This window comes from uncultured Rossellomorea sp., assembly GCF_947488365.1.
In the GTDB taxonomy this organism is placed as follows: domain Bacteria; phylum Bacillota; class Bacilli; order Bacillales; family Bacillaceae_B; genus Rossellomorea.
Genome location: NZ_CANKZT010000002.1, coordinates 765,659 through 791,496, shown reverse-complemented (window position 1 = coordinate 791,496; position 25,838 = coordinate 765,659). Strand labels below are relative to the sequence as shown.

The window sequence follows — 25,838 nt, the reverse complement described above, 5'->3', positions numbered from 1 at the left end:
TTGAGCTTCTTGTTCTGTAGTGGAACAAGACGGTTATTGTCCGTTATCAATTCGAGTGGTAGGCAATTTGCTTACAACAAGGGTGGTACCGCGATCTTTTTCGTCCCTGCTGATTTATTCAGCAGGGATTTTTTGTATGTATCCACTTTCGCGCATAAAAGCGTTTAAGCGCTAAATAACATCTTGAAATAAGGAGAATTTAATATGAACCAAACCATTCCAAGTCATTTACGCCAATTTGTAGCTGAACAGCATTATCATTCATACACTCCTATCGATCACGCCGTGTGGCGTTATGTGATGAGACAGAATCATCACTTTCTTGAAGATACCGCACATGAAGCTTTCACTGAAGGATTAAAAGCCTCCGGTATTAACATAGACGAAATTCCTAAGGTAAGTGATATGAACAGGCACTTAGGGAAAATTGGCTGGGGGGCTGCAATTGTAGACGGTTTGATCCCTGGCACAGCGTTCTTTGATTTCCAAGCTCACGGTATTCTTCCGATAGCTACAGATATTCGTCAAAAATCGAATATCGAATACACCCCTGCTCCTGATATATTGCATGAAGCAGCCGGACACGCTCCCATTCTGTTTGATGAAACCTATTCCCGATTTGTAAAGATAATCGGCAATATAGGAGCAAACGCTTTTGCCTCTGAAGAAGAACACGAAGCATTTGAAGCAACCAGGCATTTATCCATTGTAATGGAGGATCCAAGCTCCACTGAGAAAGAAATTGAAGAAGCAAAGCAGATGTTAATTAAAAAGCAAGAGGCCGTTTCCGGTCTATCTGAAGCAGAACAAATTTCACGAATCTTTTGGTGGACAGTGGAATTCGGTTTAATTGGTAATTTTCATCAACCGAAGATCTTCGGTGCAGGACTGCTTTCATCGGTTGGAGAAAGCAAGCACTGTTTATCAAGTGAAGTGATCAAAAGGCCATTCACCATCGAAGATGCCATCCATACTAGCTATGATGTTACCTCCATGCAAACTCAATTATTTGTTTGTGAAAGTTTCGAACAACTCATTGAAGAAGTCGAGAAATTCGGAGAGACCATGGCTTTCCGTAAAGGTGGAACAGAAGCTATAGAGAAAGCGATTCATTCTAATCAACTTGCTCATATCGAATACAATTCAGGATTACAAGTCACCGGTATCTTCAAAGAAGTCATAAAAAATGAGCATGGTGAAGCTATCTACGTCAAAACCGCAGGACCTACTTCACTTTCCATCCAAAACGAGCAACTGGATCATCACGGGACAGATCATCATGCTGATGGCTTCGGTGCACCTATTGGTATCCTTCAGGATGGTACCATTCTTGAGAATCAGACCGAAGCGGATTTAAGGAAGCTTGGCATTGAGATGAATAAAATAATGCAAATCACATTTGATGGTGGAATTGAAGTCTCTGGACATGTGACGAATCTCGTCTTTCACCATCATCATCTTGTTCTCATATCAATTGATGAATGTATGGTGACTTTGGGTGAACACGTTTTATTCCATCCTTCATGGGGAACATACGATTTGGCAGTAGGCAGTGAAATTGTTTCAGCACGGCCACATGCGGCAGATTATGATGCTTTCTTCGGAGAAGACCCTCTTATCAAAGAAGAGGATGGCAGATGTCATGATTTTACACCATTGGACAGTCTCTTCAGAGAGGTCAGAGAACTGAGAGAGGTAGCCTTTTCCAGAGATCTTATTCATAGTATAGTAGGAAGGCTGAAAGAGGATTTCCCTGAAGAGTGGCTGCTTAGACTTGAAGTTATCGAACTACTGCAGATTCACGAGCCGGGGTCTCAGTTAAAGGAAGAGCTTCTGAAAGACTTATATGCTTTAAGTAAGCAGGATCGGTTTGCACGTCTCATTCAAAATGGCCTAGATGTCATGTATGGAAGGAAAGGAGTTATGGTATGAAGAAGTTAAGTGAAGCTGCCATTTCTCATAAACTTGAAACTCTTGAGAAATGGCGTATTAAAGAAGAGAAATGGATTGAACGGCGCTATCGGTTCAAAGATTACCTTGAAGGAATACGGTTCGTCAACAAACTGGCAGAGGCAGCCGAGCAAGTGAATCACCATCCTTTTATAACGATTCAATACAAATTGGTTATTGTAGAGTTGACTTCCTGGAGTGAAAATGGTCTGACAGATTTGGACTTCGATGTGGCCACTCAGTTTGAAAAGCTCTATAAGGAAATGGTGTAAACAAAGAGACAGTCACACGTGGCTGTCTCTTTTCTTCAATGCCCCCTAATCCAAATACTCACCCGTCAAACTTGAATTCAAATATCTAGCCATACCCGTTTTCAGTTTCTTCATTCCATGTTTTCTATAAAACTCTTCATTACCGGTTGTTGAGATTAATTGAACGCAAGAAACATCTTTTAACTGCTCTAATAGGTCACTCATTATGAGACTTCCGATTCCGATTTTTTGATACTCTAGATGAACGACCACATCATATATTGCGGCATTGAATACGCCATCCGTAAGGGCTCTTCCAACTCCAATGATCCTACCATCACTTATAGCGAAAGATACTATATCACTTCTTTGAAAAACCTTGGTAATTACTTCATTTGAGTGCTTCAACCATCCTGCTGACTGGTACACTTCACATATCTCATCCAGCTTATTCGAATCAAATTTGTGATAAATATTGATCTCCATTATTTTTCACCTTACCTATCCCAATCCGATCATTTTCATAAAATCATAGTTATCTTCATCTTCTCAAAGTCTTGTCTCTTCATGATTAATAAGTGTTCCCCGCTTCTGACCTGAGCATATTTTCTCCATGATTCCTGCCTGGTCGAAATTAAAAATGTGTACAGGGAGTTTATAGTCCCTTGCTAAAAGCAGAGCTGATTGATCCATGACTTTAATATTATTCGTTACAACGTCATCATAATTTAAATTATGGTACATCTTCGCCTTTTTATCCCGTTTTGGGTCACTTGTGAAAACACCATCTACTCCCTGCTTTGCTACCAGGATGGCCTCACTATTCGTTTCGATTGCTCGCTGAACGCTGGGGTAATCCGTCGTTACGAAAGGTTGACCGTTTCCTCCACCGAATATGACAATGTATCCTTTGTCAAGATGGTGAACGGCACGAAGGCGAATATAAGGTTCGGCAACCGTTGATACTGGGATAGAGGTCATCACTCGAACTTCTTTGTCGGTCTTACTTTTCAGCACACCTCTAAGCATTAAACTGTTGATGATCGTTCCAAGAGTACCAATGCTATCAGCTTCTACCCGCTCAATCCCCCAAGTATCTGCCAGACTTCCTCGAAATATATTGCCCCCGCCCACAACTATGGAAACTTCAATCCCCATATTGACGATCGACATGATTTCGCCTGCAATGTGATCAAGCTCTTCAGTGCCAAAATTATTTCCTTCCTTATCCGCCAACGCTCCACCACTTAATTTAATTAACACACGCTTGTATCTCATCACTATTCCTCCCCTGGACATAAAAAAAGAACTAAAAAGGGAATGAATACCCTTTTAGTTCTTTTTATAGGAGAAGAAATGCTGAAATATGATTGATGATTGATTAACATTCCTTCTCCCCCTCTCGCACTATTCAGAATTTTCCTTCTCTCATTGTATAGAAAATACAGGAAATGTTCAAGTGGATTTTTGAATTAGTTGGCCTTACTACCCAAGCCATTTACCTCTTCTTGTAATTTCACCATAACCTCATTTAACTCCAACACACCTACGTTTCCTTCCTTTCTCTTACGTAACGAAATAGTATCACTTTCGACCTCCTTATCCCCTATTATCATCATATATGGAACTTTTTGCATCTCTGCTTCTCTGATTTTCATACCGACTTTTTCTACACGATCATCGATTTCTACCCTAAACCCTTCTCTTTCTAATTGAGACTTCACACTTTGAGCATATTGGAGATGTGCGTCGGAGATCGGAAGGATTTTGACCTGGTGGGGAGCTAACCAAAGGGGAAAATCTCCTCCGAAATGTTCAATGATGATTGCCATAAAGCGTTCGATTGAACCGTAAATGGCTCGGTGAATCATAATCGGTCTGACTGCTCCATTGTCTTCGCCAATATATTCACACTCGAATTTTTCAGGCATTTGGAAATCAAGTTGGACCGTACCACATTGCCAGCTTCGCCCAAGAACGTCCAGTATATGAAAGTCTATTTTAGGCCCGTAGAAAGCACCGTCTCCTTTATTGATCTGATAATTGACTCCTCTCTCTTTCAATACAGCTTCCAGATCTCCTTCGGCTTGATCCCATAATTCGACGGAGCCCATAAAATCTTCCGGCCGAGTCGAAAGCTCGACCTTATAGTCAAACCCGAATTTACTATAGAAAAGATCGATAAGATCCAATACTTTATGAAGCTCCGACCGAATTTGATCTTCCCTAACAAATAGATGAGCATCATCCTGAGTGAAGGAACGGACTCTCAATAATCCGCTTAATGAACCCGATAGCTCATGTCGATGAACTAATCCCAGTTCAGCGTAACGAAGGGGTAATTCACGATAACTTCTTCTCTTGCTTTTATAGATCAAGACTGCCCCTGGGCAACTCATTGGCTTGATTGCATATTTCTGATCATCTACCTCTGAGAAATACATATTCTCATGGTAATGATCCCAGTGCCCCGACTTTTCCCATAGCTCCTGCTTCATCATAATGGGAGTCCTAATCTCCTGGTATGCTGCTTTCCGATGTTCCCTCTTCCAAAAGTCTTCTAACTCATTACGTAGTAGCATCCCTTTCGGTAAATAAAAGGGCATCCCTGGTGCTTCCTCCATCGATACAAACAGCTCCAGCTCCTGACCTAATTTCCTGTGATTTCGCTTTTCCACTTCAGATTGAATTGACATTTTGTCTCCTCCTAATCATTTTTTCATATAAAAAACCGCATTCATCCCTGTCAAGGGACGAATGCGGTCGTGGTACCACCCTAATTCCGAAGTGCTAAACAGAAGCCCTCCGCTCAAAGTTGATAACGGTTTTCCCGATTATGGATACTGACATTTCACCATAATAGCTCCAAGGTGGTAAATCATTTCCTTTTCTTCAGGGCTCTCAGCCATGTGACCCTGTTCTCTGGTAAGAAAAACAGCAAATGATTCGTGTCCTCTTCATCACTTTTTATTCAATTAATAAAAAAACCGCACCCATCCCTAACCAAGGGACGAGTGCGGTCGTGGTTCCACCCTAATTCCGAAGTGCTAAACAGAAGCCCTCCGCTCAAAGTTGATAACGGTTTTCCCGATTATGGATACTGACATTTCACCATAATAGCTCCGAGGTGGTAAGGCATTCCTTTCTCTTCAGGGCTCTCAGCCGGTGACCCTGCTCTCTGATCAAGAAAAAACGGAATGAATCATGTCCTCATCTTCGCTTTCGTATAGTATATTCAATTTTGTTAAATTTGTTATTGAAATTATATGGTAGTATTTTCTAACTGTCAAGAGTGTTTAAATAAAAAAAAGAAAAATAATCGCGACTAGAACAAGCCGATAGATCGCAAAAGGAATTAGTTTGATTTTATTAATCACCTTCAGAAAAAAGTGTATCGACAGATAAGCAAAAAGAAATGCACTTAAGAACCCAACCAATAGAAACGGTAAAAACTCAGGGGTAAAATACATCCAGTTCTTCATAAGAGAAAGCGAACTTGCTCCCAACATGATCGGAACCGCCATAATAAATGTGAAATCTGATGCTGCCCGGTAGCTTAACCCAAGTAAAACCCCTCCGGAAATGGTCGAACCCGACCGAGAAAAACCTGGCCATAATGATAAGCATTGAATAAGCCCAATCATCAGCGCTTTTTTATGGGTTATCTGATCGACATTCTCCACTGTGACAATCTTGGGACGAAACAAATCCGCTGCAATCATGAGGAAAGCACCGATTGTTAAACCAGCCAGAACTGTATTAAGCGAAAAAAGATGCTCATCGATATAATCCTCAAATAACAAGCCCAGGATCACTGCAGGAATTAATCCAGCCAGAATATGGGTTAATTTTAAATTGGATGATTTATTTGCGGTACGGTGTTTAAATCCGAGCAAATCTTTAAATCTTTCTCTAAATACAATGACAACTGCTAAAATTGATCCTAATTGAATCACAACTTTAAACGTATTTGCCGGATATTTACCCAATATCTCTTTTGATTTGATCCATAAATCGTCTACTACAATCATATGACCAGTAGAAGATACAGGGGCAAACTCCGTTAACCCCTCAACCAAACCTAAGATGAATGCTTTTATTAACATGATGACGTCCATTTATCAATTCTCCTCTATCTTTTATTCATTCTGTTTATAGGACAGTCACGAAAGATAGTTGGAGTGATATTTCACGATGACCTCAAAGCCGGTTGAATCCCCACGGTAATGGGAATAGAGTCGGTCATTGGAATGAATGGGAGAAGTTAGAGGTAGAATTCTTTTAAAAGGAATTCTACTTTTATCTTCTATTTTCTTCGTCACTAGAGGAGGAGTTAATGAGAAAGAATCATCGTCAAGAAAGGCCATCTGCGCTTGATCCTGAATGACTTCTTCTCCACTATGAGCCTGTATGGCGTCTATCTGCTGAAAAATTCCACAACAGCAAAATAGCACAAGCAACATGATTTTCTTCACACTTTTCCCCTCCCCTCCCGTGATAATCTAGCTTATCATACTATAACCGACAGGGGACGACAATAAGGAAATGTACGCTATTGATCAGAGCACTTCCAATGAATCATCAGCCAAAATGTTCACGAAAGGAGTCTAAAATCAATTTTCTGAGTCAAATCAACAAAAAGCACAGTAAAGGGCTTCCCTATACTGTGCTTCTGACCTAATGAATATCTTTCTTTTTGAACCTCCCCCCCCTTACCTCTGCTATATCAGCAATAGCTAGAAAAGCGGATGGATCATGTTCAGCGACGATGTCTTTAAGTTTGGCTTCCTCCAGACGTGTGATGACGCAGAATATCACTTTTTTGTCATCTCCTGAGAAGGCTCCTTCCCCCTTCAAATAGGTCACTCCTCTCCCCAGTCTGTGTAAGAGAGCATCACCGATTTCCTTATAATTTTCACTTATGATCCAAACCGATTTGGATTCGTCCAACCCTTTAATGGTAATATCAATCATTTTAAAAGCTACGTAATAGGCCAGAAGTGAATACATGGCTCTATCCCAGCTAAATACAAATCCGGCGGAAGCCAAAATGAATAGATTGACAAACATAATAATTTCACCTACAGAGAAGGGCAGCTTTTTACTTGATAAGATAGCAAGAATTTCCGTACCATCCAGGGATCCACCGTAACGAATGACCATACCCACTCCTATTCCAAGAACGATTCCTCCGAATAAAGAAGCCAGTAGAATGTCTTGTGTGAAGGCAGCTACCGGATGAAGAAAAGTAGTTGAAATCGACAGTATAATAATGCCGTAAAGTGTAGAGAATGCGAAGGTTTTTCCGATTTGTTTATAACCGATGAAGAAAAAGGGGATGTTGAGAATAAAGATGAAAAGACCAAGTTTAACGCCTGTAATATGGGAGAGCATAATGGAGACGCCAACGATTCCTCCATCAATGACCTGATTCGGGACTAGAAATATTTCAAGACCAACTGCCATAATCATCGCCCCGATGGTAATGAGGACAGCTCTTTTCACTACCTCTTTAAGGGGAATCTTTTTATGCTTTACTTTCACTTGCTGCAATTGATTTATTACCTGTCCTTCAATCATCTTCATTCCTCCTCCAAAGATAAACATCACGCGACAACTACTGAACTCATCTCACTGGAATCAAAATGATCTATGTAACAAACAGAAAACCAATACCCTTAAGTTCCCTAAAACAAGCTTGTATAACTTATATATTCTATTATCCCCTCCAAAATACCTGCTTATAGTAAGGGACGGACCTCTAAATGAGCACAGTCCAACTTCCATTGGCTTAACGAATACTTGGTTTTAATCCTTCTAATCGAGTTATCCAGCCATTCTCTATTTAACATTTCAAGGTCCGTCCCTCTGCCATTAAATTTGACTCGAAGGGGAAAATGAAGTATTTTTAATACTTGTATATTCATATTTTGGATAAGCTGGAACTTGTTTTCTGTTTCCAGGTAAATTAGGTTTTGGAGGCTTTTCTTTGATTACATTAATCAAAACTTTGTTGGTCAATATTACAATATTGTTTTCATTTACGTATAATGCTAACGTATTATTTCCATTTAAAGAGAAACAAGTTCCACATTTTAAACATAAAATCACTTATGGTCTTATCGCATCCTTTGGGGCTTTACTGTGTATGCTCTATCCGATTGAAACCCTTGGAGAAACTCACTTTGACTTACGCATGATCGCCATTTTAATTGCGACAATCTATGCCGGTTTATTATCAGGATCGATCGTTTTAGGATGCGTGATCATCTTCCGCTATTTAATAGGCGGTCCATATGTCATGGTTGGAATAGCGGTCTCAGTTCTGGCATTTGTAATAGGCATTCTCTTTCGTAGGCTGTTATTAGATACACAATATAAATTATTGGGGAGTACAATCATCTTCCTGGTTCATTCATTGTTTTACATCACGATTATAAACAACTATATTCCTATTCTTCATTTGCCGTTTTATTTTATTTATTTCTCTGTTTTCTATTTTACTTTTCTAGCTCTGGTGTTCATTATTGAACATTTGATTCGAACGAACAAACAGATCGAAGAAATGGTGTATCTCGATAAATTGAATATGGTGGGCCAGATGGCAGCTTCTATCGCCCATGAGATTCGAAATCCCCTTGCAACCGTCAGAGGGTTCATCCAGCATCTAAGCGAGGACACTGAGGATGAACAGTTTAAAAGGTACTCTCCTCTTATTCTAAATGAATTAGATCGTACGAATAAAATCATCACAGATTATCTTAGCGTAGCAAGACCTGATGAATTTCAGCTGTCTACAATCAACCTGGAAAGAGTGATTCAGGACTGTGTCGACTTACTAAGACCATTTGCCTCCTATTCGAATACATCGATACTATTCCATCAAAATGGCACCCATTATATTAAGGGTGATGAGCATCATATGAAGCAAGCGATTATGAACGTCATAAAGAACGGTATTGAATCCATTGATGAAAATGGGGAAATCATCATCTTTTTAAAAGAAGACTCTTCCAGGGACAATGTGGTAATCAATATTTCAGACACGGGAAAAGGAATGACTGGGGATGAGTTGAAAAAGATCGGGTTACCTTTTTACACCACGAAAACAAAGGGCACCGGCCTTGGAAGCATGGTGACGAATAAAATCATTCGTGAAATGGGTGGAATGATTGAGTACGAAAGTGAGTTGAATAATGGCACCGTCGTGAAGATCCGTCTACCTCTCACAACTAAACAATAATTCTCACCAAAAGCTTAGGGTATTTTAACCTAAGCTTTTTTATTAAAAAATCTCATCTCTCTTAATCTATGATACACTTAATTCATCAAGATTTTCCAGTTCTTTCACAACCTGATGGGAGGCTAAATACAATGAGCAAAAGATGGACATTCCTATTTCTAATAGGTCTAATCGTAACACTTTGCAGTATAACCATTCTCAATAAGCCGACAGAAAAAGATTTTACCCTTTGGCTGCAAGAAGAATACACTATTGATTGCAATAAAGACTGCTCTATCATTGAATTGGAAAGTGGTAATGGCAACATCACAGAGAGGATTAAGCTTGCAAATGGAAACGGAGCCTTTTCTCCTGGACTATTTACATTACATATAAATAGACACTACATAAGCCTGAATGACCCGAACCGCATATTTAGTCTAGAAGCCATCGGATTTAATGGAAGATTCTACAAAATGAATTCCGAAAATCGGATTGAGAAATACGGTCTGTTAGAAAATCGGGAATGAATAAAGAACGCAATACGGTTTACATAATTATATTATTGATAAGTGTATACCCATTACAAACCCCGACTCTACAATAGAGCCGGGGTTTCTGCCTGCTATTCCAAAAACCTCAACAAATCTCCATAAATGATATCATCCGACATCCCCAACTCTTTTCTTACCGTTTCTTTGAACGGCTCGCATAATGATTCAGTAGCGGATGTTTCACTATTCTTGTCATAGCAAACATTGTCTTTAAAGACGTACTTTTCTGTAACAAAATCTCCATCCCTGAAAATGACTGGATGATCTTCCTTTCTAGTGAACAGGTTATGACCAAATGAAAGATTATCTTTCATCTTAATCCCCAATAAGTGAAGAATGGTTGGACGAATATCGATTTCTCCCCCTATGGTCTCAATCGTTTTCCCTTTTTCTCCCGGGACATGGATAATGAGGGGTACCTGCTGAAGCTTCACATGATTCACCGGGGTATCTTCCTGCCCCAAAAGCTCGAACACTCCATTTTCATATTTTTCTGAGATGCCATAATGGTCTCCATAAAGTACAAATACAGTGTTCTCATACATTCCGTTTGCTTTAAGCTTGTTAAATAATGTCTTTATCGCTTCATCCTCGTAACGTACCGTGGTGACATAACGGTTAACAACATCCTCCCCTGTGGAAGCCTCTGGAATAAGTTTATCTTCTTCTTCTAATAAAAAGGGAAAGTGATTCGTCAGCATTATGAGACGCGTATAAAATGGTTGCGGCAATTTTTCAAGATATGAAATAGATTGTTGGAAGAACGGAATATCCTTTATTCCATAATTGACTGAGTTATCTTCAGATACATTGAAGTCTCTTTTCGAAAAGTAGCGATCATATCCTAACGATTCGTACATCACATCACGATTCCAAAACGAACGATCATTCCCATGAAAAACAGCGGCATAATAATCTTCTTTCTGTTTCAAAATATGGGGCATGCTTTTATAACGGTTATCAGGTTTACGAACAAAAGCTGATCCACTAGCTAAGGGATATAATCCTGTATCAATCATAAACTCAGAGTCTGACGTCTTTCCTTGTGCAGTCTGGTCATAAATTTGATTGAAATAAAAACTATCCTTGATTAAAGAATTCAAGAACGGTGTGATTTCTTCTCCGTTGACTTTTTGATTGATGACAAAATTCTGTGTAGATTCCATACTGATTAATACGACATTTTTTCCTTCTGCAACTCCAAATAAGTCTGACTCATTTCGCTTCTTGGATTGTGTATATTTAAGGGATGCTTCTGTATCTGATTTACTGGCAAGCATCTTAGTGAATGGAACCGTAGATTCGACCCCAATATCATATAAATGATAATTATAAGGTCCCACTGATTTGACCATTTGCTCTCTGTCGTAGGATTCAGCAAATAAATACGGTGATTTCACTAGCCCTAATCCAACTGTAACGAGTAGTAACAGGAGGCTTAATCCGATATATGAAAGCTTCCACCTTTTTGACACATTAACGGGGTGAGTCCACTTTTTCTTTAATAACCATCCGAGCAGAAGGAAATCTGTAATTAAGAGAAGGTCCCAAGGACTCATCAGTTCAAATGTACTTGGCCCGATGCCCCCTACATTTTTAAACTGAAATAGAATCGGAACGGTTACAAAATCGGAGTAAAACCTAAAATACAATAGATCACCGTATAGTAGACCAGTTGCAATCCCCATGGCAAGGACGACAACAGAGGGTTTTATCTTTTTTGAGAAATAAAAACTGAACCCGACTAATATCATTAACGAACCAATGGAATTGAATAAGATAAGTAATAAGTCCAAGAAGGATTCTATATGCAAATTAAATCCAATAAGGGAAACTAAAGCGGTCTTTAACCATAGGGTTACAAGGGCAAACCCTACTAGTTTATATGTTTTAAAACGGGAGAAAAAAAGGGTAATCCGACTCATTTAACAGCCCTTGAATCGACATTGCTTTGATATTCTTTGTTGAGTATGTTCATTGCTTTCAAAACCTTTCGTTCGTTTTGTGTTCCCATGAGTGCCACCTGCACCCAGTTCCTCTTAACCAAATAGTCACTTTCGTAGCTTAATAAAATACCTCTATCTTTACAAACATCTCCAAACTGTCTACTACACTGTTCCCTCTCTAGTGCAATTGTAATCACTCCTGGGGAATAGTTTTTATCACCTAGTATATGAAATCCTCCTAGTGTTAACACACACCGTACTTTATGAGCTAATTTTTCATGCATTTCATACTCAATAAAATGCAGTGCCTCCTTTAGTGCCCTTACTAGGTTAGATGAGTGGGTAAATGGGATGCTTCCATTCACCTCGTACATTCCCATATCCAAGTACCTTGGAATTGATGTGCTGGATTGTATATCGTCCCTATGAAATACAATAGCGAGGCCGGGATAAGAGCCTAACCCCTTCCCACTGACTGTTGTGGCAAAGTACACTTCCTTGAAGTTCACTGGAATGGTCCCAACAGAACTACAGGCATCGACGCATAGCTCTACTCCATACGTTTTACACAAAGAAAGTAGCCCGTCCAAGTCATACAAATAGCCTGTCGACGTTTCACAATGAACCGTCCAAAGCCATTTTATGTTCTGATTTTTCTGGAGTAGGCTTTCCACTTCGACCAATGAAATGGGTTCATTCCAATCCTTTTCAAACGTTTGAAAATGTAAATCAAACCGGTATGCGTGATCAATCAACCGGTACCCAAATTCTCCGTTTGCCAGGATAAGGCCGCTGCCTGACAAACATTTCAGCTGAGCTGCAACCATGTCATTAGATAGGGTACCCGTTCCCACTGCAACTTCTGCATAGTTTGCGTTTGTTATCTCGCATAATGATCTTTTTACTTCTTCCATTTCATGAATAAACATCGTGCTTCTATGAGAAACGGGTTCTCTTTTGAAAGCTTCTTCTACCTTTCCATGAAGTGGAACCGGCCCTGGAAGGAAAGAAAGCGGAACTGATTTTTCTGTTTTGCGAATCATTAATCGCTGAAAGGCTTTCGTCGAATTTTCGAAGCTATGACGGGTTAAATACATTGGCTGGAATTTTGCCCCTTCCTCCCCTACTAGATCGGCAAAGGGCTGGAAACCTATTCGTTTATACAATTTCAGCTGACGAACCGTCCCTGAAATGAGAGCCATCGTATATCCTTTCTCCAAACAATAAGATACTAAACGCTCACATAATTGATAAAAAACCCTCGTACTTCTATACGCTTCCTTGACAGATAATAAGCGAATTTCACAAGGGACAGCATCAGTCGGCAAATATTCATTAAGATTTCTCAGTTTTAAATCCAATGAGAAGGGACGCTTGTCACGAACTGCAATCATGCCCACCACTTCACCTTGATCTTTAGCAATCACATATGTATTTTCATCGTGAAACTTATCAATCAGTTTGCGTTCTTGATTTCCTTCGTGCTGAGGTATTTCTTCTACAAAGGTCTCATAATTCAATGTATAAATTTGTTGAAACTCATATGATTCACTTGCTATTTTATACTGAAGAGAAAGGTTGTCCATTCTCGTACCTCCTATGTATCGACAGATTGCTGCTTCATCGTTTATGAGCCCATAGTACAAAAACAAATAGTGACAATAATCCGATTGAAATGGTGAATGAACCCTCAAGCACATACGCCGTAATCGGAATGCTTGCCATTGAAAGAAAACCGGCTATGGGGTATCTTCTCAAAATTAGATATAAGATTCCCATAGTGATGGCGAAAATCCCAATGGTAAGGGGACTAAGAAATAAGGCAGATGCTAAATAAGCAACTACTCCCTTTCCACCGTGAAATCCAAGCTGGATTGGAAACAAATGTCCGATCATGGCAAATATCGAACTGAGAACTAAGTAACTCTCGCCTTCTGCCAGTTGTGCCGTGATCATGATTGCAAGAATCACTTTCCCGGCATCAATCAGGAGCGTCAGAAGAAATCCTTTTTTCCCTATTGCTCTACCTGCGTTCGTCGCACCGACATTTCCGCTTCCCAGTTTACGGATATCTTCACCGGTAAACATTTTCACTATATAATAAGCACCTGTTATACTTCCCAGTCCATAAGAAACCAAAATGATAATACTTATGATCATACTATTACTCATCATACCTACACCTGTCTTTTCTTATATGTTAATAGACGGATTGATACCCGAGAAAGTTTCATATATTTACAATTCCCCTACACTCTTCCTTTTTCTTAAGAGATAGAACGGTAAATAAAGGAGGATGAATAATATAAGGGCGACACCTTCAAGAGCAAGGAGGTACCAGGGATACTCGCCTAAATAATCTATGGGACTTGCATTATACGGTTTATGAGAAAGAAACATATAATTTGCTCCAACCAGTCTGTTCAACAAAAACACGATAACAGCGATCAGATTTAAAGCGATGAATGCCCTAACCATAGATCGGAACGTTATTGTGAAGCCTTCTATCCATACCATGTACAAACAGGATATAACGATCGTCAGATGTGCTAAGAAAAATTGAAAATAACGAAAATGAGGAAAACCAAAAAACAACTCAGGTGTCACGATGGCAATAAAAGCACCCGTCATACTGGCAAAAAAACTGATTTCAAAGATTCTATAGCTTTTCGTTATGAGCATGATCGTGCACAGATACAATGAGATCGAACATAATTGAAACGGCAAATTAATGGCTACATCCCAATGATCATTGATAAAGTACCAAATCTGAAATAATGCTTCACTCAAAACCATAAGCACCACCAGAAGCCATTTAAACACACTCTTACCCCTGCCGTTTAGTTGATTTCTGAACACATACAAACCGATCATACATCCAAACGAGACAATCATTGCTACCACATGGGATACCGAAAACAACTCAAAAGGATACTCCTCATATCTAAAATTCATCATCTCTTTCACCAAACCCCTCAACTCCCCTTCGAACACCCATCTATACTATATTCTCTTAATCCTTCCTCAATTCCTTTAAGGGACGGACCTCCCCAAAGATATCTAGCAATCATCGCCCTTAACACAATCGAAATATTCCATCCCTCCCCATTCCCTTGCTCTAAATATTTAACCCCATGACAAAAAAATCCCCGTTAAGAATCAATCAGATTACTTAACAGAGATTTCTCCACTCTATCACTATATAAATCAAGTTTGCAACTAACATACATCTATAAAAAAACTCCCATCTCAATAAGGAAATGGGAAATTTTTTGCTTTATTGAACCTTACGCAATGGAACGTCTTGGTTCTTATAAATGAAATCAAGAGCCAGTCGATTAAATTCACTTGGCTTCTCTACATTGCACACATGTCCACAATCCTCAATGAACACTTTCGTAGCTGAGGGATCTCCCTTTGTATCCTGATCAAGTGACTGAACAAATAGATGATCTTCTTTCCCGGAAATATAAAGCTTAGGAACATGAGAAGCCCTTTCCTGCACAGAAGCGTACGTTGATTTCACAAAGGGTGTCAGACGATACCATCCGAGAAAATCATTACGATTCATTTTCTTTGCTTCGCGAATGAATAACTTTCTCGAAATTCTGTGATTGCTTTTAGGCATCATGATGTAGGCGAAAATTTTATACAACCACATGAATGGGATCATGTTTTTCACTGCATCACCAATTTTAAGTAGTGTATTGGATAATAAATTGAATCTAGTGATACATCCCCCTAAGACGGCACTTTTTACTCTGTTTGGAGCAGCTTGTAATAAAGCGTGAATTAGAACCGATCCTAAAGAAATTCCAATAAAATGAGCACGTTCCACTTTAAGATGATCTAATACCTTAAGAACTTCACGCACATTTAAATCAATTGTAAACTTTTCATTATATGATTCTACGCTTGGGGACTCCCCATGCCCGGGCAAATGAATCGTTATTACATTATAATATTTTTTGAATATATCGAGCTGCTTACCGAAAATTCTCGAGTTTCCTCCAATTCCATGAAGAAACACCACATATTCTTTGCCGACTCCTTGATGAACATTGTATTCTAGCATCAATTCTCTCCTTAAAACAGCATAACCTACCAAAAGAATGAATGAATCAGCCAATTATTCGAGAACCGTTTTACTTCTATTAACTATTCTTTAATGTAAAAATCGATTTTCAATACAAATGCTTGATGCACTCTAAACTCTTGAAGCCTTACCTTAATTATCTATCATTCTAAACTATATGAAGTCGCTTTGTCATATAAAAGCTGAAGAAATTCCGAACATTTTGTGATGAATGGGAGAATACCTGCCATTTTTAGAAATCCCTTACATTTATCGACATGTGGCCATCTAATTTTCAGCTCGGTAACAAGAAGCCTATACTTCCTTCACCATCTTGACATCTTTCGTGAGCTCACTTAAACCCAATTCCTTTTGGATATCCTTTTCAGGAATATCTGACGCATGAAACGTAATGGTTTCGGCTCCCCTTGACCTTGCCTCGTTCATCAACACACAAATCATTTTACCCTTATGAGTCTTGAATTCTTGTAAAACCCCAAATGACAATACTTCACTATACTTTGTATCTTCACGTAACGTTATGCCCATGACGCCAATCATCTGTTCCTCGTAAAAAAACGCAATGGAAAAGTCAAAGTCAACGGATGAATAGTATTCTTCCATCATTTTGATTTGGGCTTCATTCACTTCAACCTTTTCCTCAATTATGGAACGCCAATCTTCAAATTTCACTTTGCACACAATTCCCATATTAACAGTGTAACTTATGAATAAATTCCCTCTCAAGAATGTACTAAAACAAAATGTAGATCCAAACCTAATTATGAGATTGGGATACATTTTCTTTCATATGCCTTACTACCGCACTAAAGAAGTGTTAGAAGAATTAAATAACGGACATTAATCAATTTCCAAAAAAAGAGCTACCCAGGTCGGCAGCTCTCTTTACTATTATTTTTTATACTCGTATTTAACGAACAACGGTAGAATCAACGAGATCACAAACGCCAAACCTACGATCACACCAAAAGTCATCGGTTTTGATAACCCTTGTTCAGGTGCAATCAATAACCCGAATACAACTGCTGGAACGATGATTAGAAATGAAACAAAAAATTTTGAGGCAAAATTTATTGTATGCTTTTTACCACATTGACTGCACTCAATAGGTTTATAAGATCTCCAAATGGAGAATAATAACTCTTTCCATTGAAACTGATTCTTACATACATTACACTTCTGCAAAGCATTTCCCCCTATGTAAAACATCTACTCTACTCTCTAGTGTACCATTTTTAACACTTGAGGAGTTACTTTTCTTCACATGAAACATTCCAAGAAAGGATCCCTTCTTCCACCTCTGCTAAACCCTCGTTGCTCTCACACGCTTCAATTGCCTTTTTTAAACCCATTTTATCTAGCATTACGATGGTAATCACCATCAGAATCGTAAGGATTACAAGTAAAGACTTCTGTTTCACCTTCATACATTGAAAACCCCTTTAAAAAACGCCTGATATTCCACTTATAGGGAATTATACCATATCCACCCTCCGAATTGACCTATACAAGGAAATTCGCACTTAAATATATATTCATGCAGGAATTTAAAACTTTCATTCGAATTATGTACTATAACACTTATACATAAGGGGTAACTGCATTGATACAATCATTTAAATTAAACGTTCAAACATTAGGTCAGAAGATGCCCGTTTATATTTTTAAAGTCGATGATGTTCTTGTTGATACGGGACCATACAGTATGAAAAATGAAGTACGTACTATTTTTAAAGAGCTCCAGATTAAAGAAGTCATTCACACTCATCACCACGAGGATCATACTGGTAATAGTTCTTGGATTGAAAGGTTTTACTCCATTCCTCAATGGATTCATCCTTTAGGGGTGGAAAAGTGCAATGACAATACTAAACTTCCTTTTTACAGAGCTATGTTCTGGCATAATCGTCCAGCGTTTCACCCTTTACCACTTCAGAAGGAAGTATTTAAAACGTCGAAACACTCCTTTAGAATTGTTCATACACCTGGACACGCTGAGGATCACATTGTTCTCATTGATGAAGAGAAGGGCATTTGCTTTTCTGGGGATTTATATTTATTCCATTCTCCTACTTCTAATTTTTCATTCGAGTCTGTACCAGAGCTCATTCGATCAATAGACAAAACATTGCAGTATTCCTTTCAAGAAGTGTATTGTTCACATCAGGGGTACTTGAAGCATGGGAGAAAGCTTTTAGAGAAAAAACGAGACTATCTTATCAACCTTCAAGAAGCCGTCACCAAAGCCCACCTGGAGGGAAAATCGCCTAAAGAAATTCGTAATCACCTGCTGCCAAAAAACAAACTCTTTCAATACATCTCACTCTTTGAAAACTCGCCTACACACACAGTCAAATCAATCATCAAAGAAATATCCTAAAAAGGAAGGTCCGTCCCTCTTCACGTACGAGGGACGGACCTTCCTTTTAATGATCTTCGATGCTGGTGAAGTTTCGTTTGAGTTCAAGCTGACAAATGACATCCAAGATTCTTGTTCCGATGAATTGGCAGGCAATAGCAAATAGGATGATTTTCAAATCTACCACGATTCCTGTCAGAAGTAACAGATTACCATTAATGACAAACAGTGTTTTTCCAGGGGTGTATCCTCTAAGCTTTGAAATGATTAGGGCTAAAATATCCATCCCACCTGAGGATGCTCCCATTCTGAAAAGGATGCCTATTCCTATTCCGAAAAGGATGCTGCCAATGAGGAGATCAAAGAAAACAATTGAAACTGTACTCGTGATTAAGGACGATGTGAGATTCACCACACCCGATGTGACTGTCACACAATACATGGTCCATATGGTATTTTCTTTTCCTAACCATTTAACTGCCGCTAATAATAAACCTGCATTTAATGCCCACAGCGTAATGGCAAATGGAACATTCATCAAATAGTTTAGTAGTACACTTACACTTGCGGCCCCACCTGAGGGAATGAAGTGAGGAAACAAAAAAACCGACATGGCCAATCCTTGAATGCTTGCTGCTACACCTAAAATAGTACCTTTTCTTACAACATTCATATGTACATTGCTCCCGATTCTGTATAGGACTCTATTTCATAGTCTAGTAGCTCTTTACCCCCTGTGCAACAGAGAAATGAAAATGGATAGATGGACCACTTAATATCCTTCACAAATTACAGGCATATTTTCAGGTAAAGCAATGGTTTAGTACTATTAACTCGGACAATTAAATCTTTTCCAACCCACTTTATCTTTCATTTAACAAATGCATGTCTTCCTTTTCACACCGACCCTGCCTTTATCTTCTATCTTCTTTATGTAGCTTGTAGCTACCGGTACTTTACATGCTGTATCTCCAACATCGACATGTACCCTCCCAATTTTTTTCGCCACTTGTTTTGCCTCATCTAACAAAGGAGCTACATGTGCTCCAACAGAAATGACAAATCCATTCATTACGTAACGTACTCTATTTCTCTCTTCATGAATCGTATTTTCAATATGTTTCAGATACTGTTTGATTTCGTCTATATTGATTTCTTGATCTGAGGTTATACTAATATACCCTGCATAGGCACTCCAACCAGCCGTTGCCACCATTTCATATTCCGATTTGATCCACTCGTTTGCTAATTCAATAGCGTAGGCGCTCTCCGCCGTTACATTAGCGACAGTGTATTCAGCCAGCATATACCAATCTGCTTTATCGACCCAATCCTGTAGCATTTCCTTATTCATATTTTTGGGATTTACAGATAGCCCCGCCAGGTACATGGCATCGAAGTTGCCCGATTCGTACAGGCTTAGTACAAGCCCTTGATCATTTTTCACATGTTTAACCAGTTTTTTTAAGTCACCAATTTTCACTCCGAATAATGGTTCATGTGCGCCATGACGTAAATATGTATTCTTGGTCTGCTCGTTCCCCATTTCTTCAAGTGCTGCCATCACTTCATCAAAATTCATGTTTAACCACCTCTTCAACATTAATTGTTCACTTGTTTCTTCCTATACATGAATAATTACTTCTTTCCTTCATTCACCTTCCTTTCATGTTCGATCAACCATTTTTTCCGGGTAAGACCTCCTGCATAGCCGGCAAGATCTCCATTTGTTCTGATCACTCGATGACAAGGAATGATGATGGCAAGCTGATTACACCCATTGGCCCTTGCAACTGCTCGAACAGCTGCTGGGCTGCAAATATTTTCAGCGATTTCAGTATAGGATCTGGTTTGTCCACAAGGTATCCTTTGCAATTCTCTCCAAACGTTTTCTTGAAAAGGCGTTCCGGTGATTTTCAAAGGGGTTTGGAAGATCGATAAAGCGCCTTCAAAATAGGCATTTAATTCCTTTTCAATGGAACGAAGTGGCTCTGTAGTACCGGGAATGATTGCTGCCTTTGTTTTCTCCCGCATTCTTTCCACTTCTTTTTCTAGACCGCGTCGGTCAACAAACTCCAACAGGTAAAGTGCCTCTTCGTCGGAAATTCCAATCATCGGTCCAAGTTTCGTATCAACCCAAGCTGCTTTAAGTATTTGATGTTGATGTGACATAGCGGGTGCTGTTCCCATAATTCTCGAAAAAGCATCTCTAAATCCACTGCTTGATTCATATCCCGTTGTAAGTTGAGCATCCATGACCATCGACCCTGACCTGATGTGCTTCATGGCAAGCCCCATCCTGCGGGCTCTGGCATATTCCACAAAGGTCATACCGAACCGCTTCTTAAATTGACGCCGAGCAGTTGATGCATCAATGGATAGCTCCTGAAAATCCTTATCCTTCCAACGTTTTTCAGGATTTGATTCAACAGCCTCTACCAGCTTTTTCACGACATCCGAAATACTATTTGGGTACGTTAACGGTTGGCATCTTTTACAAGGTCGAAACGACGCCAGAAGGGCTTGTTGAGCTGTTTCATAGAATTCACAGTTCTCAAATTTAGGTTTTCTTGCAGGACAAGTCGGGCGGCAAAATACACCTGTCGTTTTAACCCCTACATAAAAAACCCCATCATATTCCGTTCTTTTTTCAATTAAAGCTTGATAATACTCCCTTTGTAATTCGACTGAAATCATCCTCATTCCTCCATTTTATCATCCTAGTCTTATTATAGCTCCAATCAAAAAACGCTGCCGCCGAAAATCAGGCATCGTTTTTTTAGAATTATTGAAGTTCCATTCATCTCTACGAATACTGAGGGACGGGCCTATGTATTCCAACAAAATATTGTAACAAGCAGGGATTCTATAACCCAATAGATAAAGTATTAAAGTAGCGAATATTTATCATTCAACCTAAATTACTATAAAGGAGAATCCCTTATGAAACTGACAACACAACAATGGAATATTGCAGCTACCTATATCAAAACCCATGCAAGACCAATTGATCAAAAGATATTCAGCTATTTTTTTGAAGAAGGAAGTAAAGAGGAAGCAATCATAGAATTATCTCGTTTCCAAAATGCTGACGGAGGATTCGGCCGCTCTTTAGAGCCAGATTTCCGCTTGGATAGTTCATCTCCAATGGCAACAACCGTTGGATTACAGGTTGCCAAAGACTTAAAGCTTTCAGCCAGCCATCCTATCGTTCAAAAAGCGATGAGCTATCTACATGACACATACGATGAGCAAATCAACGGCTGGCATGCTGTGCCTGAAGAGGTTAATTCTATTCCCCACGCTCCCTGGTGGCATTTTGATTCTGATAAGGGATATTGCCGCGTTCAAACGACTTGGGCGAACCCTAACGCTGAAATAGTAGGTTATTTCCACTTATTCCACCCAGAACATCCACGCTTACAAGAGTGGACTGAAAGAGCGGTCACAGAATTAAAGAATCTTCCACATCCGATAGAAATGCATGATTTTCTCTGTTATCAACGACTCCTTTTTGAGGTGAAAGAAGAAACGGAATCCAATCTCTATAGAATTCTTTCTTCTTCCGTACGAAAGACGGTTTGTACCGATCCATCACGCTGGAATGAATATGTAGCCAAACCATTGCAGATAGCCAGTCATCCTGCTTCCCCGTTTTATGAAGCGTTAAAAGCGGAGGTACATATGCAATTGAATGTCGAAATTGAAGCACAACACCAGAAAGGTTATTGGCATCCCAGTTGGTCCTGGTTCGGTCAATTTGACGAGACATGGCCAGTTGCTGAAAAGGAATGGAGAGGAATATTGACCCTTGGTATGCTACGGATTTTAAAGACCTATGGTAGGGTAGAATGATAATTAATAATAAAGAATCCGGAAGACTTCCCTTCCGGATTCTAAAAATTATTTAAAGTTGTCTTCAAACCATCTTTTTGCTTCATCTACTTCGTCACGACGAAGCTCGTGACCGCCTTCAGTCCAGAACTCTTTCACCTGTGTTCCGGCATCTTGAAGATTTTTCACAAGTTCTTTTGTCTCTTGTAGGGGAATGAGTGGATCTCGCTTACCAGCCCCAATGAATACATTAACATCACTTAAATCGGGAAGCTCGACATTTCGTCTTGGAACCATGGCATGAAACAGGATTCCACCTTTTAATGCATGCTTGTAATGATACATTAAACTAGCCGCGATATTCGCTCCATTGGAGTAGCCTAACGCAACGATATTGTGACGATCGAATCCATAGTTATTAGCGCTCTCGTCGATGAATTCATTTAATTCCTTCGTTCGGAATACTAAATCCTCTTCATCAAACACTCCTTCCCGTAAGCGGGCAAAGAAGCGGGCCATTCCATTTTCATCCACATTCCCTTTTACGCTTAATACCGTAGCATCGGGCTCAATCATCTCAGCCAGCGGTAATAGGTCCCGCTCATCTCCACCTGTTCCATGAAGGAGTAGAAGTATGGGTAAGTCTTTATTTCCTTGTTTAAAAAGATGTTTCATGCTGCCTTCCTCCTTTATTCTTTTGTATCTAAGGGTTTTAATTTAGCTTCTATGGAATCTCTTTGTGCTTCAAAATATGGTGGAAGTGATAAATTTTCACCTAAAGTATCAAAATCTTCATCGGTCTCAAAGCCAGGTCCGTCTGTAGCCAGCTCGAAAAGAATGCCATTTGGTTCACGGAAGTAGAGGGAACGGAAATAGTATCTTTCAACAAAGCCTGAATTCGGCAGGCGGTTTTGAGTGATCCACTCTACCCACTTTCGCAATTCATTTTCATCTTCAACACGGAAAGCGACGTGGTGAACACTTCCTCTTCCCGGTCTTTCTTGCGGAATATCGCTCCGTTCTTCTATATATACCTCTCCACCAGTACCGCCATCCCCTGTTTCAAACACGCGGATATCGGGTTGTCCATCTACATCTGAAGGAAAAGTCCTTGTTTCTCTAAAACCTAATACGTCTCTCAATACCATTGCCGTGTTTTCCCCACGGGCGACCGTCAGCGTAACAGGACCCAGGCCTACAATGCCATGCTCAACTGGTACAGGGCTCTTGTCCCAAGGCTTGCCGCCAGGAACTCCTTCGTTCTTTTCATCTGACACAAGCATGAGACGCTGTCCTTCAAAATCACGGAAGCTCAGTGTTGCCCTCCCACTATTGTGAGAAATCCCGTCATGCTCGACACCTTTCTCTTCAAAGCGGTTTTGCCAAAAAGCAAGAGACTCATCCGTGTTCACTCGCAGTGCCGTTAATGAAATACTATTCGTCCCTTTATACGTATGCCCCGCATGTGGAATTTCGAAAAATGTCAGGTCCGTCCCTGGATTTCCTCTTTCATCTGCATAGAAAAGATGGTAGACGGATGTATCGTCTTGGTTGATCGATTTTTTCACGAGTCGAAGCCCTAGTATTTTTGTATAGAATTCGTAATTTTTCTTTGCATTTGCTGTAATCGCAGAAACGTGATGCTGCCCTTTAAGTGGTTTTAAGTTCATAGCAGATTCACTCCTTTGTGATATGCTTGCTTACTTACTATCTACATCATACACAAAAATTATCTTTAATTCAAGATATTTTATTTCAAAGTGTTAGCTATTGCTTTTTCTATTCTCTTTTCTTGTGTACGCTGTTTCAATAAGCCTGTTTTTCGTAAACCTTGTCACTATTCGAAGGAAATCCACCAAAAAAAAGCATCCGTACACCTTGTACGAATGCTTTTCATTCTATTCAATTATACGACTTCATTATTCTTAATGGTCAGAGCCTGTGACAGAGTTGAGGTAATCGTAAGGTTTTCAAAATTCACTCCAAGCTGAACGGCTGTTTGTGCTATCTCTGGGCGTAGCCCAGATAGAATCGGCTTAACACCGATCAACTGAAGTGCATCTATTAGCTGAAAGATTTGATGGGCAACCATCGTATCTATTAATACAACTCCAGATAAGTCGATGAACAATTGAGAAACTTCCTTGTTAACACATTGTTCTAACGCATTCTCTAATATTAATTCCGCTCGTGAAGGATCGATATTACCAACAAGGGGTAAAAGTGCTGTATGTCCATTTAAGGATATGACAGGTGAACTTAATTCATTGATCACTTCCTGCTGGGATTGAATCTGCTCTTCCACCACTTTCGTTTGCAGCTCAACAAATCGCAACATAGCCCGGTCAAATGCTTCAATGATTACTTGATTCCAACGGCTGAATTGTTCGAATATGTTTTCTTCCATATGAGTTTCCGCATATTCTTTCAAGAATTCCAGGTATTGATGTCTAACCCTCATGAATTCTTTAAGAATATAGTGATTTGGCGTTTCTAGATGTTCTTTGTCCTCTGCAATGGTCAAGACCCATTCATCGATCCTCTGGTTAAACGTTTCTTTATCCTCAGCAAACACACTACAAAGAATGCCGTGAAACTCAAAGTTTTGTTTTTTTAAAGTTTCTATCACCTTGGGATCTGAGGAAGAATAAACACCACTTGTTGTGTTTTTATCCAGGGAGTTATACCAATCTTCCGTTAATTGACGAGCCTTACTTAATAAAAATGTATGTAGTTCCCGATTTCTGTGCATGTATGATTCCTCCTATGATATTATTCTTCTTCCCTGTCTGACGCAATGAGTAGTTGGGAAATCATACTCTTTTCTCATGTAACTTCGTATAAAAAATTTGACTTTTCGTACAGGTTCAAGTTGATCAATTCACTGTAATTCTCGACATTTTCTTATACTATCCCTCATTCTATATCACATTCATACCAAATTTCCATTCAGACACACTTATCTGTGAGCATTCCAGGTCCGGCCCCAAGTAATACCATTTACTACACTATTCAAATTTAATAAAAATCCAGATCAATTATGAGTATATTCTAAAAACATTACATTATTTTGTAAAATCAACTCTACAATTCACAATATAAAGTGTATAATGGGGGTATTAACTGAGAAACAGACAGCAGGTATGTCTCGATATACTATTTCGATGTATATGAATCTCCTACTAGAAACCAACCACAAATCTTAATATGATGTCGTAATCCTACTACTTAGTCATTTGTCAAAATAGTTGGGAGCTGATGAGAGAATGAAAAACAATTTGACAAGAAGGTGTATTGAATCACTTGCTATCCAAAGTGCCTATCATTTCTGTGAGACTATAGGAATCAAACCCAGTTTAGTCAATCTGACGATGATTACAGGATTCTCAGAAGAAAGAATACTGGAAATACTCGAAACGAAGTTTAGTAATCAAAGTGTTAAAACAGAAGATCACTCTTTCTAACTCTGTGTTTCCCCTTTATTACTCTACAAGCCGATTGTCCTTCATCCCCTAACCTTTAACTTTAAGTTCTTTCATCACCAAAAAATTCCATTTTTATTTTGAAACAGTGGGTCCTTGCCGATCTTACCAGCAGCTTAATAAGAATAGACTTTTGAACTTATC

Annotated in this window: 27 protein-coding genes and 2 other annotated features (1 of these 29 cut by a window edge); of the genes, 7 read left to right on the top strand and 20 right to left on the bottom strand. The window is 39.3% G+C overall.

The features are described from left to right. Positions 1-111: a binding site (T-box leader), on the top strand; it begins 99 nt to the left of the window's first position. Positions 112-204: 93 nt separating this feature from the next. Together Q1B03_RS10835 and Q1B03_RS10830 are read left to right on the top strand one after the other, a co-directional pair. Further along, positions 205-1,932, top strand: a complete 1,728-nt coding sequence (locus Q1B03_RS10835; RefSeq protein ID WP_299741185.1) for an aromatic amino acid hydroxylase — start codon at positions 205-207, stop codon at positions 1,930-1,932. After that, a complete protein-coding gene (locus Q1B03_RS10830) occupies positions 1,929-2,222 on the top strand; it encodes a 4a-hydroxytetrahydrobiopterin dehydratase (protein ID WP_299741183.1) in 294 nt (97 codons plus the stop codon). Before Q1B03_RS10835 ends, Q1B03_RS10830 begins: the two co-directional genes overlap by 4 nt. 45 nt (positions 2,223-2,267) lie before the next feature. Here the strand turns inward: Q1B03_RS10830 and Q1B03_RS10825 are convergent, their stop codons facing one another. The 6 genes from Q1B03_RS10825 to Q1B03_RS10800 form a co-directional block, all read right to left on the bottom strand. After that, the gene (locus tag Q1B03_RS10825; RefSeq protein ID WP_299741181.1) at positions 2,268-2,687 is read right to left on the bottom strand and encodes a GNAT family N-acetyltransferase; all 420 of its coding nucleotides are present in this window, start codon (positions 2,685-2,687) and stop codon (positions 2,268-2,270) included. A 63-nt stretch (positions 2,688-2,750) separates the two neighbouring features. After that, positions 2,751-3,479 carry a UMP kinase gene (gene pyrH / locus Q1B03_RS10820; RefSeq protein WP_299741179.1) on the bottom strand — a complete coding sequence of 243 codons (729 nt, stop codon included), beginning with the start codon at positions 3,477-3,479 and terminating at the stop codon, positions 2,751-2,753. Between the two features lie 194 nt (positions 3,480-3,673). Beyond that, complete coding sequence (gene thrS / locus Q1B03_RS10815) at positions 3,674-4,897, bottom strand: threonine--tRNA ligase (protein ID WP_299741177.1); 1,224 nt, start codon at positions 4,895-4,897, stop codon at positions 3,674-3,676. Positions 4,898-4,947: 50 nt separating this feature from the next. After that, positions 4,948-5,171: a binding site (T-box leader), on the bottom strand. A 326-nt stretch (positions 5,172-5,497) separates the two neighbouring features. After that, positions 5,498-6,319: an undecaprenyl-diphosphate phosphatase gene (locus Q1B03_RS10810; protein ID WP_299741176.1), complete on the bottom strand. Its 822-nt coding sequence runs from the start codon at positions 6,317-6,319 to the stop codon at positions 5,498-5,500. A 45-nt stretch (positions 6,320-6,364) separates the two neighbouring features. Then, positions 6,365-6,676 (bottom strand): hypothetical protein, encoded by a 312-nt coding sequence (locus Q1B03_RS10805; protein WP_299741175.1) that lies wholly within the window; start codon positions 6,674-6,676, stop codon positions 6,365-6,367. A 202-nt stretch (positions 6,677-6,878) separates the two neighbouring features. After that, positions 6,879-7,781 (bottom strand): YitT family protein, encoded by a 903-nt coding sequence (locus tag Q1B03_RS10800; protein ID WP_187443370.1) that lies wholly within the window; start codon positions 7,779-7,781, stop codon positions 6,879-6,881. A 409-nt stretch (positions 7,782-8,190) separates the two neighbouring features. On the opposite strand from Q1B03_RS10800, the gene Q1B03_RS10795 reads away from it, so the two are divergent. Then, positions 8,191-9,444 carry an ATP-binding protein gene (locus Q1B03_RS10795; RefSeq protein WP_299741174.1) on the top strand — a complete coding sequence of 418 codons (1,254 nt, stop codon included), beginning with the start codon at positions 8,191-8,193 and terminating at the stop codon, positions 9,442-9,444. Positions 9,445-9,575: 131 nt separating this feature from the next. Next, positions 9,576-9,953 (top strand): hypothetical protein, encoded by a 378-nt coding sequence (locus Q1B03_RS10790; protein ID WP_299741172.1) that lies wholly within the window; start codon positions 9,576-9,578, stop codon positions 9,951-9,953. A 95-nt stretch (positions 9,954-10,048) separates the two neighbouring features. Here Q1B03_RS10790 and Q1B03_RS10785 read toward each other — a convergent pair whose 3' ends face one another. The 8 genes from Q1B03_RS10785 to Q1B03_RS10750 form a co-directional block, all read right to left on the bottom strand. Then, positions 10,049-11,902 (bottom strand): LTA synthase family protein, encoded by a 1,854-nt coding sequence (locus Q1B03_RS10785; protein WP_299741170.1) that lies wholly within the window; start codon positions 11,900-11,902, stop codon positions 10,049-10,051. Beyond that, positions 11,899-13,509 carry an aminotransferase class V-fold PLP-dependent enzyme gene (locus Q1B03_RS10780; RefSeq protein WP_299741168.1) on the bottom strand — a complete coding sequence of 537 codons (1,611 nt, stop codon included), beginning with the start codon at positions 13,507-13,509 and terminating at the stop codon, positions 11,899-11,901. Before Q1B03_RS10780 ends, Q1B03_RS10785 begins: the two co-directional genes overlap by 4 nt. Positions 13,510-13,543: 34 nt before the next feature. Next, positions 13,544-14,095, bottom strand: coding sequence for a glycerol-3-phosphate acyltransferase (locus Q1B03_RS10775; RefSeq protein WP_299741166.1), 552 nt, complete (start codon positions 14,093-14,095; stop codon positions 13,544-13,546). A gap of 66 nt (positions 14,096-14,161) precedes the next feature. Continuing rightward, entirely contained in the window at positions 14,162-14,890 is a 729-nt protein-coding gene (locus tag Q1B03_RS10770; RefSeq protein ID WP_299741298.1) for a TIGR02206 family membrane protein, read from the bottom strand. A gap of 310 nt (positions 14,891-15,200) precedes the next feature. Then, positions 15,201-15,998, bottom strand: coding sequence for an alpha/beta fold hydrolase (locus tag Q1B03_RS10765; RefSeq protein ID WP_299741164.1), 798 nt, complete (start codon positions 15,996-15,998; stop codon positions 15,201-15,203). A gap of 315 nt (positions 15,999-16,313) precedes the next feature. Further along, on the bottom strand, positions 16,314-16,691 hold the full coding sequence (locus Q1B03_RS10760; protein WP_299741162.1) for a hypothetical protein: 378 nt from the start codon (positions 16,689-16,691) through the stop codon (positions 16,314-16,316). A gap of 219 nt (positions 16,692-16,910) precedes the next feature. Continuing rightward, positions 16,911-17,204 (bottom strand): TIGR04104 family putative zinc finger protein, encoded by a 294-nt coding sequence (locus tag Q1B03_RS10755; protein ID WP_299741160.1) that lies wholly within the window; start codon positions 17,202-17,204, stop codon positions 16,911-16,913. Positions 17,205-17,269: 65 nt separating this feature from the next. Then, a complete protein-coding gene (locus tag Q1B03_RS10750) occupies positions 17,270-17,446 on the bottom strand; it encodes a hypothetical protein (RefSeq protein WP_299741158.1) in 177 nt (58 codons plus the stop codon). Between the two features lie 176 nt (positions 17,447-17,622). On the opposite strand from Q1B03_RS10750, the gene Q1B03_RS10745 reads away from it, so the two are divergent. After that, positions 17,623-18,399, top strand: coding sequence for an MBL fold metallo-hydrolase (locus Q1B03_RS10745; RefSeq protein WP_299741156.1), 777 nt, complete (start codon positions 17,623-17,625; stop codon positions 18,397-18,399). Positions 18,400-18,445: 46 nt separating this feature from the next. Here Q1B03_RS10745 and Q1B03_RS10740 read toward each other — a convergent pair whose 3' ends face one another. From Q1B03_RS10740 to Q1B03_RS10730, 3 genes are all read right to left on the bottom strand, one after another. Further along, the gene (locus Q1B03_RS10740; protein ID WP_299741154.1) at positions 18,446-19,051 is read right to left on the bottom strand and encodes a YitT family protein; all 606 of its coding nucleotides are present in this window, start codon (positions 19,049-19,051) and stop codon (positions 18,446-18,448) included. 201 nt (positions 19,052-19,252) lie between these two features. Further along, positions 19,253-19,960, bottom strand: coding sequence for a DNA alkylation repair protein (locus Q1B03_RS10735; RefSeq protein ID WP_299741152.1), 708 nt, complete (start codon positions 19,958-19,960; stop codon positions 19,253-19,255). 56 nt (positions 19,961-20,016) lie between these two features. Then, positions 20,017-21,075, bottom strand: a complete 1,059-nt coding sequence (locus Q1B03_RS10730; RefSeq protein ID WP_299741150.1) for a bifunctional transcriptional activator/DNA repair enzyme AdaA — start codon at positions 21,073-21,075, stop codon at positions 20,017-20,019. Between the two features lie 246 nt (positions 21,076-21,321). On the opposite strand from Q1B03_RS10730, the gene Q1B03_RS10725 reads away from it, so the two are divergent. Beyond that, positions 21,322-22,233: a hypothetical protein gene (locus tag Q1B03_RS10725; RefSeq protein ID WP_299741149.1), complete on the top strand. Its 912-nt coding sequence runs from the start codon at positions 21,322-21,324 to the stop codon at positions 22,231-22,233. A 48-nt stretch (positions 22,234-22,281) separates the two neighbouring features. On the opposite strand, the gene Q1B03_RS10720 is transcribed toward Q1B03_RS10725, so the two are convergent. From Q1B03_RS10720 to Q1B03_RS10710, 3 genes are all read right to left on the bottom strand, one after another. After that, positions 22,282-22,887 (bottom strand): alpha/beta hydrolase, encoded by a 606-nt coding sequence (locus Q1B03_RS10720; RefSeq protein ID WP_299741147.1) that lies wholly within the window; start codon positions 22,885-22,887, stop codon positions 22,282-22,284. 14 nt (positions 22,888-22,901) lie between these two features. Then, the gene (locus tag Q1B03_RS10715) at positions 22,902-23,882 is read right to left on the bottom strand and encodes a ring-cleaving dioxygenase (RefSeq protein ID WP_299741145.1); all 981 of its coding nucleotides are present in this window, start codon (positions 23,880-23,882) and stop codon (positions 22,902-22,904) included. A gap of 236 nt (positions 23,883-24,118) precedes the next feature. Next, positions 24,119-24,964: an STAS domain-containing protein gene (locus tag Q1B03_RS10710; protein WP_299741143.1), complete on the bottom strand. Its 846-nt coding sequence runs from the start codon at positions 24,962-24,964 to the stop codon at positions 24,119-24,121. Between the two features lie 514 nt (positions 24,965-25,478). Here Q1B03_RS10710 and Q1B03_RS10705 point away from each other — a divergent pair. Then, complete coding sequence (locus Q1B03_RS10705; protein WP_299741141.1) at positions 25,479-25,676, top strand: hypothetical protein; 198 nt, start codon at positions 25,479-25,481, stop codon at positions 25,674-25,676. Positions 25,677-25,838 lie beyond the last annotated feature (162 nt).

Excerpts from the sequence above, each read along its gene's own strand:
- Q1B03_RS10835 (WP_299741185.1), top strand. The coding sequence starts at position 205 with ATGAACCAAACCATTCCAAGTCATTTACGCCAATTTGTAGCTGAACAG.
- Q1B03_RS10830 (WP_299741183.1), top strand. The coding sequence starts at position 1,929 with ATGAAGAAGTTAAGTGAAGCTGCCATTTCTCATAAACTTGAAACTCTT.
- Q1B03_RS10825 (WP_299741181.1), bottom strand. The coding sequence starts at position 2,687 with ATGGAGATCAATATTTATCACAAATTTGATTCGAATAAGCTGGATGAG.
- pyrH (WP_299741179.1), bottom strand. The coding sequence starts at position 3,479 with ATGAGATACAAGCGTGTGTTAATTAAATTAAGTGGTGGAGCGTTGGCG.
- thrS (WP_299741177.1), bottom strand. The coding sequence starts at position 4,897 with ATGTCAATTCAATCTGAAGTGGAAAAGCGAAATCACAGGAAATTAGGT.
- Q1B03_RS10810 (WP_299741176.1), bottom strand. The coding sequence starts at position 6,319 with ATGGACGTCATCATGTTAATAAAAGCATTCATCTTAGGTTTGGTTGAG.
- Q1B03_RS10800 (WP_187443370.1), bottom strand. The coding sequence starts at position 7,781 with ATGATTGAAGGACAGGTAATAAATCAATTGCAGCAAGTGAAAGTAAAG.
- Q1B03_RS10790 (WP_299741172.1), top strand. The coding sequence starts at position 9,576 with ATGAGCAAAAGATGGACATTCCTATTTCTAATAGGTCTAATCGTAACA.
- Q1B03_RS10785 (WP_299741170.1), bottom strand. The coding sequence starts at position 11,902 with ATGAGTCGGATTACCCTTTTTTTCTCCCGTTTTAAAACATATAAACTA.
- Q1B03_RS10780 (WP_299741168.1), bottom strand. The coding sequence starts at position 13,509 with ATGGACAACCTTTCTCTTCAGTATAAAATAGCAAGTGAATCATATGAG.
- Q1B03_RS10775 (WP_299741166.1), bottom strand. The coding sequence starts at position 14,095 with ATGAGTAATAGTATGATCATAAGTATTATCATTTTGGTTTCTTATGGA.
- Q1B03_RS10765 (WP_299741164.1), bottom strand. The coding sequence starts at position 15,998 with ATGCTAGAATACAATGTTCATCAAGGAGTCGGCAAAGAATATGTGGTG.
- Q1B03_RS10750 (WP_299741158.1), bottom strand. The coding sequence starts at position 17,446 with ATGAAGGTGAAACAGAAGTCTTTACTTGTAATCCTTACGATTCTGATG.
- Q1B03_RS10740 (WP_299741154.1), bottom strand. The coding sequence starts at position 19,051 with ATGAATGTTGTAAGAAAAGGTACTATTTTAGGTGTAGCAGCAAGCATT.
- Q1B03_RS10735 (WP_299741152.1), bottom strand. The coding sequence starts at position 19,960 with ATGAATTTTGATGAAGTGATGGCAGCACTTGAAGAAATGGGGAACGAG.
- Q1B03_RS10730 (WP_299741150.1), bottom strand. The coding sequence starts at position 21,075 with ATGATTTCAGTCGAATTACAAAGGGAGTATTATCAAGCTTTAATTGAA.
- Q1B03_RS10725 (WP_299741149.1), top strand. The coding sequence starts at position 21,322 with ATGAAACTGACAACACAACAATGGAATATTGCAGCTACCTATATCAAA.
- Q1B03_RS10720 (WP_299741147.1), bottom strand. The coding sequence starts at position 22,887 with ATGAAACATCTTTTTAAACAAGGAAATAAAGACTTACCCATACTTCTA.
- Q1B03_RS10715 (WP_299741145.1), bottom strand. The coding sequence starts at position 23,882 with ATGAACTTAAAACCACTTAAAGGGCAGCATCACGTTTCTGCGATTACA.
- Q1B03_RS10710 (WP_299741143.1), bottom strand. The coding sequence starts at position 24,964 with ATGCACAGAAATCGGGAACTACATACATTTTTATTAAGTAAGGCTCGT.
- Q1B03_RS10705 (WP_299741141.1), top strand. The coding sequence starts at position 25,479 with ATGAAAAACAATTTGACAAGAAGGTGTATTGAATCACTTGCTATCCAA.